The following is a 13,624-nucleotide window of genomic DNA, read 5'->3' on the forward strand; positions in this document are numbered from 1 at the left end:
ACAAATTACATAAGAAATAGGATTAACATGGAAGTACTGACCAACTCACTCGCCGGCCTCGGCGCGTTTCTGCTCTACTTTGCCTTATCACTGGCATTTCTGCTGTTGTTCAAGTTTGTCTACGTCCGCTTCACCCCGCACGATGAGTGGAAGCTGGTCAAGGAAGAGCAAAATATCGCAGCTGCTATTGGCCTGTCGGGTTCTATCATCGGCTACTGCCTTGCCATTGCTGGCGCTGCAAGTAACTCAGTCAACCTGATCGACTTTGCCATTTGGGGCGTGGTGGCCTTGTTTGCCCAGTTAATCGCCTTTGCAATTTTGCGTTTTGGCTTTATGCCGAAGATTGTCGAGCGTATCGAGGCTGGCGAGATCCCCGCCGGTATTGTCATGGCGGCAACCTCTGTATCCGTTGGCCTGCTCAACGCCGCCTGCATGACATACTAAGGGGGACACCATGAAACGCAGTAAGCATGTCGTCCTTGCCAGTATGAAGAAAAACTGGCGGCCGGTATCGATGGCACCGATGACTGCCGTCTTGGCAACGGCTGTACTTTCAGGTTGTAGCGACAGCGCTGAAGATGCCGTTATTTATGAGTCACTGAACGACTGTATCGGTGACAACCCGAACTACGCCGAAGAGTGCCAGGCTGCCTACCAATTTGCCTTACAGGAGGCCTCCCGCACCGCGCCAAAGTATAACTCGCGCTACGATTGCGAGGCCGAATTCGGCACCAACGCCTGTATTCAGCCACAGGGCAACAACTGGTTTATGCCAGCCATGGCCGGATTTATGTTTGCCAGGATGATAGACAGAGATCGCGGTGGTTATTATTCGCAGCCTATGTTCCGCTCCTATTACCCAGGGAGTATTTTCTATGACCGCTGGACCACGGCCGACGGCTATGACTATGGCCGCAGCGGCTACAAGAAAACCAAAGTACGGGTCAGCAAAGATCACATGAAACCCAAACCCACCGTCAGCAGGACGATTTCCCGCGGGGGCTTCGGCTCAACCGTCTCTGCCAAATCGGGCTGGAGTAGCAGCCGATCCTCGGGAGGCAGCAAGGGATGGGGAGGCTAAAACGACCAGTCCCTTTTCAGCAGCAATAATTAAACTCAAACTGATCGACAGGCATGCCTGCTGCGTAACTAACAATGACAAGTTCATATCTCGTCAATTTGTTCCTTTCATAACAACCTGCACATCCTTGATGCAGGTTTTTTTTCGATTACGCTGACTCCACTTATCGGTTACGGCGAGAGAGAATCACCGCCATTAGCCTGTTGTTCACTCTCCCCCTGCTCAGCGGCTTTTTCGAAAGCGGCCTGCAATTGCCCTTCAACAGTATTAGGGAAGAAAGGATCGTGGTAAATCGGATTGTCGAGGAATGCCTCATCCGTCAATGCCTCCAAGAAGGCCACCAGCGCTTCTTTCTCTTCCTGGCTCAGGTTCATCCGGATGGGCGTACCGCCAACTCGGCCATTGCTGGTAAGATCAGGACTCAAGATCCGGTGGCGCTGGATACCGCTATTGTAGAACTCCACCACATCCATCAAGGTTTCAAGCCGCCCATCGTGCATATAGGGTGCACCGACCCCAATATTGCGCAGTGACGGTGACTTGAAGAAGCCATTACCTGCCCCCTGATCGCTGCTGGTATCGGCATCCAAGCCGTTGACATGGGCCTGATCCATCGAATGCGCACTGGTTTGGTGACAAGCGATACAACCAAGTGAATCTCGTTCTGATCCCGGGAAACCTGAAAATAGCTTCAGGCCTAGCATCTCCTGCTCGCTGAAAACCGCAGCGAAATCTGGCTCGTCCCATTCGCCGATAGTGAAAGCTTGATCGTATTTTGATTCATAAGAGACCATGGTACGAATAAACTGTGCCAATGCCCTAGAGATCCTGTCACTGGTGATCGCCTCATCGCCAAAGGCTTGGGTGAACAAATCCGCATAGAAACTCGTTTCGGCCATTTTTACTTCCAGATCAAACAGGTTCATCCCCATTTCGACCGCGTCCTGGATTGGCATCAGCACTTGGTCTTCGAGGGTATCGGCGCGCTCATCCCAAAAGAACTTTCCGTTGCTGTAGTAGGTCGCGTTGGTCAGGCTCATGGAATGACGGCCGGTTTTACCGCCATCGAACCCATCACTGAAGGTCTTCGGATCGGTAAAGCCATGCTTTTGAATATGACAAGATGCACAGGAAACCGTGTTATTGGCCGATAAACGGACATCATAGAAAATCACCCGCCCTAAATTAGCACCGTCATTCGTAACCTTGTTATCAAACGGGGTATTGTTCTGCGAATCCACATTGCCAAATGGCGACGTAATGCGGGTATAGTGCTTAGGTTGCGCCGATAAATATGCTTCATAGTCATGGCTCACCGACAAATCTGGCAGCGGCAATCCATCAATGTCCAACTTCGCCTCGGGGGGAGGCGGTGATGGCTCACTGTCCTGACCATCATCATCACCACCAGACGGCGGAGTTTCAGGGGACTCTTGCGCCGGATCATCATCCGAGGGCGGGGTCTCCGCAGGCTGCTGAACTGTTTCTGCCCCATCAGCCCCAACCGAACCCAAATCCAACGAACCAGCACCGTCGGAGTCCTCTCGACATGCGGAAACTGTCGCAATCAATGCGACAGCCAATAAATAACGGGAGGTATTCATACACTACTCCAAACCTAGCCAAACCAACGTTATTTTTATATGGGCAGTTTATTTTTTATTGTTTACTGCCTGTTATTTGCGGAAAAGGCAATGCCATTCCCAGCTCTTAATTAAAAGCCTAACCGGCTAATTTCTTCTTGTTTCTGACAAGTGAGAAAAATCCAATAGCAGCAGCAAGTTAGGTGTTATTTTTGTTAAGGCAACATCAAATAACGACCATAAACATTTTCAATTTCAGCAAATTTATACAAATTCCACCCGCGCATTTCACTTATAAAATGCGTGTTATCAGCCTGATAGATAAAGCCCGAATAATACAGAAATAGCGTTGAAATATATTTTCGGGATTCGGTATTTTTTAGCGCACCAAGGAAATATACCCCAAAGGCAGGAGACTATCTTTAGACACCCGTCGACATTCCACAAAGCAGGACAAAAAAGGCGAACCCAATAACAATCAAGGAGTGAACATGAAACTATTACCGCCACCCCCGCGTTCGCTGAACCAAACTGACCGAGCCCCAGCTCTATCTCCCCTGCTTCTGATAGGTTGTATACTCACTAATAGACAACCCATTCAAACCATAAATTTTTAAGTATTTAATTAACAATAACTTATATGCCATCACCGTGATCGATCTCATAAAATAAATCAAGTTGTATAGACAACTATACATGCAAAGTTGTTTAATAACCTCGCTCTCGGAAAAGAGCACCATTATTACAACAACGGTAGAAGGAACATCTCATGAAACAGCTTGGAGCCAAGCTTCAAGATCTCGGGAAAGCACTGATGATGCCGATCTCTGTGATCGCCGCCGCCGGTATTTTTCTGGGACTCGCTGCAGCAATGCAAAACCCAGCCATCATGGGCCAGAGCTTTGTCCAGATAGAAGCCCTACAACTCTTCATTGGCTTTATCCGTAAAGTTGCAGGTTCTTTATTTGCCAATCTGCCTCTGTTTTTCGCTGTCGCCGCCGCCATTGGCCTGGCCAAGGAAGAAAAACCGACGGCAGCATTTGCCGCTGTCATTGGTTTTATTGCCATGCATGTGGGTGTGAACTACAGCCTACTCGCGCAAGGGTTAACACCTGCCACAACCTCGGTTGATTACCTTATGTCGCAGGGCATGAGCCAAACAGAAGCTATGATGTATTCGGCAGAATTTGGCAACACGCTGGGTATTTTTTCCTATCACATGAGCGTACTCGGTGGTGTGATAGCCGGCCTAATCACCGTTGCCCTGCACAACCGCTATTACACTATTGTGCTGCCAACTGCGATTAACTTCTTCGGTGGCCGACGCTTCGTCCCAATTATCACTGTTATCGTGCTACCGCTAGTCGGTGTCGGCCTATCACTCATCTGGCCTACTATTGGTGCTGCTATTGTAAAAGTGGGGGAGTTTATCGGTCACTCTGGCGGTTTCGGTACTTTCCTTTATGCCTTTGCAGAGCGACTACTTATCCCTACTGGTTTGCACCACATTCTCAATGAAACCGTTCGATTTACGCCTATAGGTGGGATCACAACAGTCGATGGCGAAAGTATTGTCGGCGCGTTGACCATCTTTAATGCAGCCCTTGCAAATCCTGGCCTGATTGCCGATGAAGTCGTACGTGAAGCAACCCGCTTCCTGGCCCAAGGCAAGATCCCGGTCATGATGTTCGGCCTACCGGGTGCAGCTCTGGCGATGTACCACTGTGCCAAGCCTGAACATAAAAACCGCGTAAAGGCATTGGTCATCGCAGGTGCACTGGCCTCGTTCACCACAGGTATCACCGAGCCATTGGAATTCAGCTTTATTTTTGTATCGCCAATTCTGTTTATCTTCCATGCCGTGATGACAGGTCTGTCATTTGCAATGGCACACATGTTCGGTGTGATGATCGGTAACGTACAGGGTGGTGTGATTGACTTGCTGGTATTCGGCATCCTTGGTGGCAGCCAAACTGCTTGGTGGTACGCCGTCATTATCGGTGCAGCCTACTTCCCGCTTTACTACTTCGTGTTCCGCTTCGTCATTACCCGTATGAATGTAAAAACACCGGGCCGCGAGGACGAGCCTCAAAACGATGAAGCAGCGGCCATGCCTGCTTCAGAGAAAACCGCAAAGATCATCGAAGGCCTTGGCGGCAGCAGCAACATCCAAATTGTCGACTGCTGTTTCACCCGACTTCGCGTCAAGGTGGCTGATATGAATGCCATTCACAAAGACGCTCTGATTGCCTCAGGAGCCAGTGGTATCAAGCAAGCCAGTGATGTCGATATCCAGGTTATTTACGGCCCGCAGGTCGAAAAGATTGCCAATGACGTTAAGCGTGCCCTTACCGCTTAACCCTTTAAAAGAATTTAAGTTTACTGAGTAAAAGAGACACATTATGACTAAAGCATTCAATATCGTACTGGTTGGTGGTGGTTCGACATGGACACCGGGTCTACTTAAAGCACTGTGCAAACGTAAAGAGAGCTTCCCACTAAAACGCCTAGTGATGTTTGATGTGAATGCCCAGCGCCAAGAAGTGATTGGTGAATACGCCAAGCTACTGTTCCAAGAGGAATACCCTGAGCTTGAGTTTGAATACACCACAGACAAAGACGTCGCTTACAAAGACATGGATTTCGTACTGTGTCAGATGCGTACCGGCGGCTACGAAATGCGTGAAAAAGACGAGAAAATTCCTCTGTCTATGGGTGTCATCGGCCAGGAAACCTGTGGTCCAGGTGGCTTTGCCTACGGCATGCGCTCTATCGGCGACATGATCGAAATGGTGGAGGATGTCCGCGAGCGTGCACCACAAGCCTGGATCCTGAACTATACCAACCCGGCAGCTATCGTGGCCGATGCGCTGAAAAAGCGCTTCCCGCACGATGACAAAATCCTGAACATCTGTGATCAACCAGTTAACCTGCTGCGTTCATACGGCCGCCTGCTGGATGTAAACCCAGATGACTTCGATCCGGTTTACTTTGGCCTGAACCACTTCGGTTGGTTTACCCACCTGTATAACCAAGAGGGCGAGGATCTGGCACCAAAACTAAAAGCCTTTATTTCAGAAAATGGCTTCAAGCCGGTGGATGCCGAGCAGCGCGATCAGTCATGGCTAGATACTTACTCGGCGGTAGCAGACATGCTGCGTGACTTCCCGGACTATCTGCCGAACACTTACCTGCAGTACTACCTGTACCCAGAGTATAAACTGTCGAAGCTAGATGCTGACTACACCCGCGCCAACGAGGTTATGGACGGCCGTGAGAAACGCGTATTCGACGAGTGCCGTGAAGCGGTGAAGGCGGGCACCACCCAGAATGCAACAGTAGTGCACAACGACGCCCATGGTGACATGATTGTTGAGGTTGCTGAATCTATCGCTTTCAACCAGCGCCGTAAGTTTGTTGTCATCCTGGAAAACAACGGCCTGGTAGCAAACCTTGATAACGATGTGATGGTTGAGGTAACCGCAGAGCTGGGGATCAACGGCCCACGCCCATACGGTGTCGGCAAGATCCCAACCTTCTACAAAGGCATGATCGAACAGCAGTTTGCGTATGAGCGACTAACAGTTGAGGCATGGTTTGAAGGCTCTTACACCAAGGCGCTACAGGCCCTGACTCTAAACCGTACCGTTGTCGATGCCAAGAAAGCCCGTAAGGTGCTAGATGCGCTTATCGAAGCCAACAAAGATTACTGGCCTGAACTGAAATAAGTCCCCCAGCCATCCAGTAATAACTAGATGCGCTCCACCAAAAAGCTCTGGCAGTGCCAGAGCTTTTTTATATCGAGAGAACGACTTTGAGCCGTAATATCGCTTAACTTAGGTCGATACCAATTTAGCGGTCTGCATCTAAGGTAAAGGTATAGTGCTCTTGGTTGTAGTAGATGTCCGATACTTCAAACGGCGTCTTGTCATCAAGAAAAGCGATCGAGCGAGCAAACAGCACCGGCTCGTCACGGCGCAGCCCCAGCAACTCGCGAACGTCCTGCATGGGTAGCTCGGCACGGATTTCTTTCTTACTGCCGCCAACTGCGTAGCCCCTTTCGGCCAAGTAACCGTATTTGGATTTATTGAGGTCGGCCTCTGTCAAATCAGAGAAAGGGGCTGCCAGCATATAAGTACGCTCAAATACAAATGGTGTATTCCCCACCAGACGCAAACGCTTCATGTACCACACTTCCTCACCAGCTTTAATCCCTAATATCTCGGCGATCTCAGGCTCCACCGCTTGCTTGGATAAATGCAACAGCTGGTTGGTGATCGGGCTGTTGAGAAAGTCTGCAACTTCGCTGGAAGTCAGATGCTTATCGAGCGGCAAGGCAATCTTGAGCTGCTTTTCATGCTCGCAAACAAAGGTCCCTTTACCTCGTATACGTTCAACTACTCCCTGCCTAACCAGGTAGTCAACCGCTTTACGTGCCGTCATACGCGAGACACCGAACTGCTCACACATACTGGGCTCTGACGGGATTGATTCACCCGGCTTGAGAATGCCCTTATCAATCTGATCAGTGAGAATTTGTTCGATTTGCAGGTAAATGGGCACTGACGAGTGCTTGTCTATCATGACTTTCTCCTTAAACGACGCTCAATCTTACCCCGACATAGTTGTATAGACAACACTAGCCATGCTCAAAAACAAAAAGTAGGCCTAACCTTGCTGATGCTTAGCCAAGCCAATATTTACTTAAATGGAATCAGCATTTTAAATTCATTGCCCAGTTTTTCGAAATCTGAAGCAACTAATTATTTCGATAAAATTAGAAATAACTAATTGACACCAACCTGCTGTGAATCTATATTTCGATACATATCGAAATATAGTACCAAGTGAGGCAGTAACCATGAGTCCTGAATTCGTTACCATGTTCAAAGAAGCCGCTGGGATGTTCCTCTTCCTCGCCGCAGAGCTAACCGTTCTCTTTCTCGTCATTAGCTACCTAGTGGGTGTCCTGCAGGAGTTCCTGACACCCGAGAAGATCCAGTCGATCTTGAGCTCGCGCAACGGCAAGGGGTATGTCATTGCTGCGCTACTGGGTTCCATCACGCCGTTCTGCTCGTGCTCGACGATTCCTTTCCTAAAAGGTCTGCTGCGTGCCCGTGCCGGTTTTGGCCCGATGATGGTGTTCTTGTTCGCCAGCCCACTGCTTAACCCAGTGATCATCGGCCTGTTTGTGGTGACCTTCGGGATCCAGGTGGCAGTGTTCTACTTCGCTGTGGCTTTGGCGGTATCGGTCATTGCAGGTTATGTATTGGAAAAACTGGGCTTCGAACGCTATGTCCGTGAAGAGGCATACCAAGTTGCCGACAGCGGCTCTAGCTGTGGTACTTCTTGTGGTGATTCTTCACCAAAAACAGCACCAAAAGCTGTATCGACTTGTGGCGCCAAACCCGAGCCAGCAGCAGCTTCATGCTGTACCGCGGAACCTAAGCCAGAACCTGTTGCCAGCTCATGCTGCGGCAGCAAAGCAGAAGTGGATGTGGAAATCAGCAGCTGTGGTGAAGCCGTACTGACAGTGAAAGAAGAGAGCCGCTGGGTACGCATCTGGCGCTCAACCTGGAAAGACTTCAAGCAAGTACTTCCTTACCTGATGCTGGGCATTTTAATTGGATCTTTCATCTACGGCTTTATTCCGACCGACCTGATTGCCAAGTATGCGGGCGAAGGTATGTGGTATGCGATCCCAGTCGCGGCAGTGATTGGTATCCCGCTCTACATCCGAGCCGAAGCGGTGATCCCATTGAGCGCAGCCCTGGTGAAAAAAGGCATGGCAATGGGCTCGGTAATGGCCTTGATCATCGGCAGTGCAGGGGCGAGTCTGACGGAAGTTATTCTGCTCAAGTCTATCTTCAAGAACCAGATGATCGCCGCCTTCCTAACCGTGATCCTCGGTATGGCCATCGGCGCAGGTTACATGTACACCTACCTGTTTGGCTAAGTAACTGCACAACCAGCCCTGACCATTCAACCAACCAAGCCGGTCTCGAAAGAGGCCGGTTTATTATTAACCTTCACCATAGGTGCCCCCCAATCTGAGCACCTAATGCACAAAGGTTTAGCAAGCAATATTCTGCTAAAACTGCCACTTCTCATCGCAAAACGAAAATTAAAACGCCGTTTCTCGTTCAAATTTTTCGTTTTTTCTCGGCCTCAAACAGCGATTAAAGTCACAAAAAAATGGGCTTTTTCTCAACGCTTGTAGGCACACATCTCATCACTCAATCATTCAAATTTGAACGATATTGATCATATATGAATTTTACTTAAACTAATTTTAAACAAAGGAGTGATAGATGTTTACCAATTACAACAGCAACCCACTGGACGCAAAGCACTACGATACAGCTCGGCTAAGAGACGAGTTTCTGAACGACAAGCTGTTTGAAGAAGACAAAATAACTTTACTTTACAGCCATATAGATCGAGTTGTTGCCTTAGGGGTGTGCCCATCAACAACGTCTCTCGCATTAGATAGTTTCATCGACAACAACGTTTTTGGTACCCAGCATTTCCTCGAGCGCAGAGAAATCGGCATGGTTAACCTTGGCAATTCAAGCATTGAAGTGACAACGGCCAGTAACACCTACACGCTGGGTTATCTCGACGCGCTGTATCTGGGCATGGGTGAGAGTAATGTTTCATTTCGCTCGCTGGACGAAGGGCAACCAGCCACCCTTTATTGCCTAAGTGCCCCAGCGCACTGCCAGTACCCCTCAAGAAAAATTAACCATGAAGAGGCTCGGGTTGTTGAGCTTGGCTCAAGTGAAAATGCCAACCAGCGCGTCATCAACCAATATCTTCATCCTGATGTACTGCCTACCTGCCAACTGTGTATGGGAGTCACACACCTTTGTCCCGGCTCGGTCTGGAACACCATGCCAGCACACACCCATGAGCGGAGGATGGAAGCCTATCTCTACTTCAACATCAAGCCAGAGCAGGTGGTTTTCCACTTTATGGGCGAGCCACAGGAAACACGCCACATCATTGTTCGGGACAAGCAACTCGTTCTCTCACCTAGCTGGTCAATACACTCCGGCTGCGGAACCAGCAACTACAGCTTCGTGTGGGGAATGCTAGGTGAAAACCAAACCTTTGATGACATGGACTTCATTGAAATGTCAGCAATTCGATAACTGCCGTAGATGAATACATACCCTATTTAACAAGGACTCTCACCATGAAAAAAACGCTAAAACTGACAGCTATTACCGCAATGGTCAGCGCCACTCTGGGCCTATCAACCTTTGCCAATGCAGCTATCGAAATTAAAGCAGCATTTAACCAATCCGATAGCCACCCACAGTACGAAGCACTGCAAGCCTTCGGCCAAAAACTCAACGAACAAACCGAAGGCCGCTACAAGCTATCAATCTATCCCAATGAATTGTTGGGCGATCAGCGCGCCGCGCTGGAGCTGGTTCAAAATGGTGCGATCCAAATGGCTGTGGTTGCTAACCCACTTATCGAGAACTACGACGCAACTTACCGCGTTATCGGCATGCCTTATGTGTATTCGGGCCCCGAGCACCAAGAAAAGGTCTTTACCTCCGGTGCACTGGACGAGCTGTTTGCTTCCACCAACCGCTTTGGGTTTGAAGTCTTGACGGCCTACACCGCCGGCGCACGAAGCATGTACACCAAAAGCGCACCGGTTAACACAGTTGCCGACATGCAAGGGAACAAGATCCGTGTCATGCAATCTGAGACAATGATTAAAATGCTTTCCTGCATGGGCGGAACCGGGGTGCCGATGAGCCAAGGCGAAGTCTATACCGCCATTCAGCAAGGGGTGCTTGACGGCGCAGAAAACAACGAAATCACCTATGCCGATCTCAAGCAGTACGAAGTGGCTCCCTACTTCTCAACTACCCGCCACTTGATGGTGCCGGATTTGGTCGTGATCAGCAGTTACTTCGTCAATACCATGTCGAAAGAAGACCAAAAGACTCTCCGTCGTCTGGCCAAAGAAAGCACGCCTGAGCAGTTCAAACTGTGGAATGACCGTATCAGCTCGGCGATGGAAACCGCCAAGGCCCATGGCGCATCATTCAATGAAGTAGACATTACGCCATTCCAGGAAAGCTGCCAGCCTCTTCAGCAGGCGCTAGCCGATTCACCGGCTCAGAAAGCCCTATTCCAAAAAATTGCAGCATTGCGGTAAGTTAATTTTGGGAGCCAGGTTGCCTGGCTCCTTATCGGATCAAAGCTATGCAAAACAACAAACTTATATATTTATTATCAGGAATGACATTTCTCAAAAAGTGGGTCGACAAACTCCTTTCGCTGTTTCTGATCACCATTGTTGGCACCATGACCGTCTTGGTCACCTACCAGGTCGCCTCCAGATATCTGTTCAACAGTCCCAGTGCGGTCAGTGAAGTCCTATCACGATACCTTTTTATCTGGTTGATTCTATTTGGTAGTGCTTATGTGTTCGGCTTAAGGGAGCACATGGCCATCAGCTTTATCAAAGATAAATTCAGTAAAAAGTTCCGCCTGCTCATAGAAATGTTCATCGAGCTGGTCACTGTCAGCTTCGCCTACACCATTATGATCATTGGCGGTTATAACAGTGCAGTCCGGCAGATGTGGCAGCTCGATTCAGCCCTGCAAATTCCCATGGGCGTGATTTACTCTGCCATCCCCATCGCCGGCGGTTTAATGTTTTTTTACTTTATCTACAACGAATTAAATCTCATCAACCAACTGAGAGCCTTAAATCGTCAATCTTCGCACAGTGAGGTCTGATATGGATATTGCACTCACCGCCTCTTTAGTCATGTTTTTCGGCGCCATTTTCCTGCTGATCCTAGGCGCCCCCATCGCCATCAGTGTCGGGGCAGCCTCATTTGCCGCAATGACAGTCATCCTGCCCTTCCCCGGGGCCATGACAACCTCAGCCCAGCGTATGTTTGTTGGCCTGGACTCATTTGCCCTGCTGGCTATCCCATTCTTCATCCTTGCCGGCAACATCATGAACAATGGTGGCATCGCTATCAGGCTCATCAACTTTTCCAAGATTATCAGTGGCTTTTTCCCAGGCTCGCTGGCACAGACCAACGTAGTATCCAACATGCTATTTGGCTCTATCAGTGGCTCGGGGGTGGCTTCTGCCGCTGCCGTTGGGGGCATTATGTCTCCCATCCAAAAGCGGGAAGGTTATGATCCGGCATTCAGCACGGCGGTAAACATTGCTTCAGCACCAACGGGGATGCTGATCCCACCAAGTAATACCCTGATTGTCTATGCCACTGTCGCCGGAAGCGTTTCAGTATCAGCCCTGTTTGTCGGCGGTTACCTACCCGGTATTCTCTGGGGGTTGAGCGTAATGCTCATTGCCGGTTTCATGGCCAAAAAAAGAGGCTATGTCGGCAAGCACTCGATGACACTGAAGCAGTGCATCAGCGTTACCCTGCAAGCCATCCCCAGCTTGACCCTGGTATTGGTTGTTATCGGCGGGATCCTCGGGGGTATCTTTACCGCCACCGAAGCCTCGGCCATTGCGGTGGTTTATGCCCTGTTCCTGACCTTGTGCTATCGCTCGCTAAAATTATCAGCGCTACCGACAATTTTTTTAAACACGGCAAAAATGTCTGCCATTGTCATATTCATGCTGGCAACGTCTTCGATTATGTCGTGGGTGATGGCATTTACCCAAATCCCGGGCATGATCGCCGACTCGCTCCTGGCACTGACCGATAATCCATTCTTGATCCTGCTGATTATCAACCTCGTTCTGCTATTTGTCGGTACCTTTATGGACCCAACCCCGGCAGTATTGATCTTTACCCCGATTTTCCTGCCGATTTGTACGTCGCTAGGCATGGATCCGGTCCAGTTCGGTATCCTGCTGGTGTTTAACCTCTCCTTGGGGACGATAACACCGCCGGTCGGGCCAATTCTATTTACCGGCTGCAAGGTCAGTGGGATAAGCATCGATAGTGTTATCCGCACGCTACTGCCATTCTTCTTTATGATTTTCGCTGTATTGATGCTAGTTACCTATGTCCCGGCTATATCAATGACCATTCCTCAGTGGATGGGGCTAATTCGCTAATTTTTACTCTCTTTCTTTTAAGGCTATACACATGCTGTCATACTGGCGTCATCTGTATGACAGCATTACATCAACATGACAAACGATAAAAAAACAGAATACAGAGCGCCAGCGCTTGAAAAAGGATTGGATATACTCGAACTGCTTGCTGCGACCCCTACCCCATTAACCAAAAAACAAATCGCCGAGAAGCTCGACCGGAGTGTCAGTGAAATTTTCCGCATGCTATCAGTACTGGTAGAGCGAAAATACATCGAATATGACAACGAACAATCGGCCTATTCATTAAGCCTGAGAATGTTCGTACTGTCGAACCAGCATCCCCCAATAGCCCAAATGCTCAAGCGGGCAATACCGTTGATGGAAGAGCTGAGCCTCAAAGTCAACCAGTCTTGTCACCTGAGCCAATACAAGCACGGCGAACTGGTCGTCATTGGCGCGCAGGAAAGTCCCTATAAAATGGGCTTCGGCTTGCGTCTGGGAGCTAGCCTCGATATTTGCTCCTCCGGGTCTGGAATTGTTTTGCTGACCTTCTCCAGCGAAGAAAAACGCCGAGAAATCCTTGAAAAAACAAACGCAACCGAAAATGAAATTGCCCATGCTCTGGGGCAAGTAGACAAGACCCAAAAAGATGGCTTCTACGTTGGACCGAGTCCACAGATCTCAGGCGTCACCAATATCAGCTTCCCTATCTTTGGCGCTTTGGGTGAGCTAATGGCGGTCATTACCATTCCTTTTATGACATTAAACTCCAAAACAGTTCACCACCATATTGAAGATATTGAAGAGACGAAACATGAACTAGGCAACGTTGCCAGCCAGCTAAGCCTTGAAAAAGCTATGTAACGGTCAAGCTAGTCTCGGACCACAATTCGTTAGCAG

Annotated in this window: 12 protein-coding genes; 10 read left to right on the top strand and 2 right to left on the bottom strand. The window is 49.3% G+C overall.

What is annotated here, in order from left to right; translation table 11 throughout:
• The first annotated feature begins 27 nt into the window (after positions 1–27).
• Positions 28–444 carry a DUF350 domain-containing protein gene (locus PTW35_RS26030; protein ID WP_039457990.1) on the top strand — a complete coding sequence of 139 codons (417 nt, stop codon included), beginning with the start codon at positions 28–30 and terminating at the stop codon, positions 442–444.
• 10 nt (positions 445–454) lie between these two features.
• Entirely contained in the window at positions 455–1,081 is a 627-nt protein-coding gene (locus tag PTW35_RS26035; protein ID WP_281028098.1) for a DUF1190 family protein, read from the top strand.
• Between the two features lie 170 nt (positions 1,082–1,251).
• Here the strand turns inward: PTW35_RS26035 and PTW35_RS26040 are convergent, their stop codons facing one another.
• The gene (locus PTW35_RS26040) at positions 1,252–2,685 is read right to left on the bottom strand and encodes a cytochrome c peroxidase (protein WP_281028099.1); all 1,434 of its coding nucleotides are present in this window, start codon (positions 2,683–2,685) and stop codon (positions 1,252–1,254) included.
• A 748-nt stretch (positions 2,686–3,433) separates the two neighbouring features.
• Here PTW35_RS26040 and PTW35_RS26045 point away from each other — a divergent pair.
• Together PTW35_RS26045 and PTW35_RS26050 are read left to right on the top strand one after the other, a co-directional pair.
• Positions 3,434–5,023, top strand: coding sequence for a PTS transporter subunit EIIC (locus PTW35_RS26045; protein WP_281028100.1), 1,590 nt, complete (start codon positions 3,434–3,436; stop codon positions 5,021–5,023).
• A 43-nt stretch (positions 5,024–5,066) separates the two neighbouring features.
• On the top strand, positions 5,067–6,392 hold the full coding sequence (locus PTW35_RS26050) for a 6-phospho-alpha-glucosidase (RefSeq protein WP_281028101.1): 1,326 nt from the start codon (positions 5,067–5,069) through the stop codon (positions 6,390–6,392).
• Positions 6,393–6,516: 124 nt separating this feature from the next.
• Here PTW35_RS26050 and PTW35_RS26055 read toward each other — a convergent pair whose 3' ends face one another.
• Complete coding sequence (locus tag PTW35_RS26055; RefSeq protein ID WP_281028102.1) at positions 6,517–7,248, bottom strand: GntR family transcriptional regulator; 732 nt, start codon at positions 7,246–7,248, stop codon at positions 6,517–6,519.
• Positions 7,249–7,525: 277 nt separating this feature from the next.
• Here PTW35_RS26055 and PTW35_RS26060 point away from each other — a divergent pair, with 277 nt between their 5' ends.
• From PTW35_RS26060 to PTW35_RS26085, 6 genes are all read left to right on the top strand, one after another.
• Positions 7,526–8,620 (top strand): permease, encoded by a 1,095-nt coding sequence (locus tag PTW35_RS26060; RefSeq protein ID WP_281028103.1) that lies wholly within the window; start codon positions 7,526–7,528, stop codon positions 8,618–8,620.
• Positions 8,621–8,975: 355 nt separating this feature from the next.
• Positions 8,976–9,818: a 5-dehydro-4-deoxy-D-glucuronate isomerase gene (gene kduI / locus PTW35_RS26065; RefSeq protein WP_039457999.1), complete on the top strand. Its 843-nt coding sequence runs from the start codon at positions 8,976–8,978 to the stop codon at positions 9,816–9,818.
• A gap of 44 nt (positions 9,819–9,862) precedes the next feature.
• Positions 9,863–10,846 (top strand): TRAP transporter substrate-binding protein, encoded by a 984-nt coding sequence (locus PTW35_RS26070; RefSeq protein ID WP_281028104.1) that lies wholly within the window; start codon positions 9,863–9,865, stop codon positions 10,844–10,846.
• Between the two features lie 83 nt (positions 10,847–10,929).
• A complete protein-coding gene (locus tag PTW35_RS26075; protein WP_039458021.1) occupies positions 10,930–11,433 on the top strand; it encodes a TRAP transporter small permease in 504 nt (167 codons plus the stop codon).
• Position 11,434: 1 nt separating this feature from the next.
• Entirely contained in the window at positions 11,435–12,742 is a 1,308-nt protein-coding gene (locus PTW35_RS26080) for a TRAP transporter large permease (RefSeq protein ID WP_281028105.1), read from the top strand.
• A gap of 75 nt (positions 12,743–12,817) precedes the next feature.
• Positions 12,818–13,588: an IclR family transcriptional regulator gene (locus PTW35_RS26085; protein ID WP_281028106.1), complete on the top strand. Its 771-nt coding sequence runs from the start codon at positions 12,818–12,820 to the stop codon at positions 13,586–13,588.
• The last annotated feature ends 36 nt before the right edge of the window (positions 13,589–13,624 follow it).

It is taken from the genome of Photobacterium sp. DA100 (assembly GCF_029223585.1).
Classification (GTDB): domain Bacteria; phylum Pseudomonadota; class Gammaproteobacteria; order Enterobacterales; family Vibrionaceae; genus Photobacterium.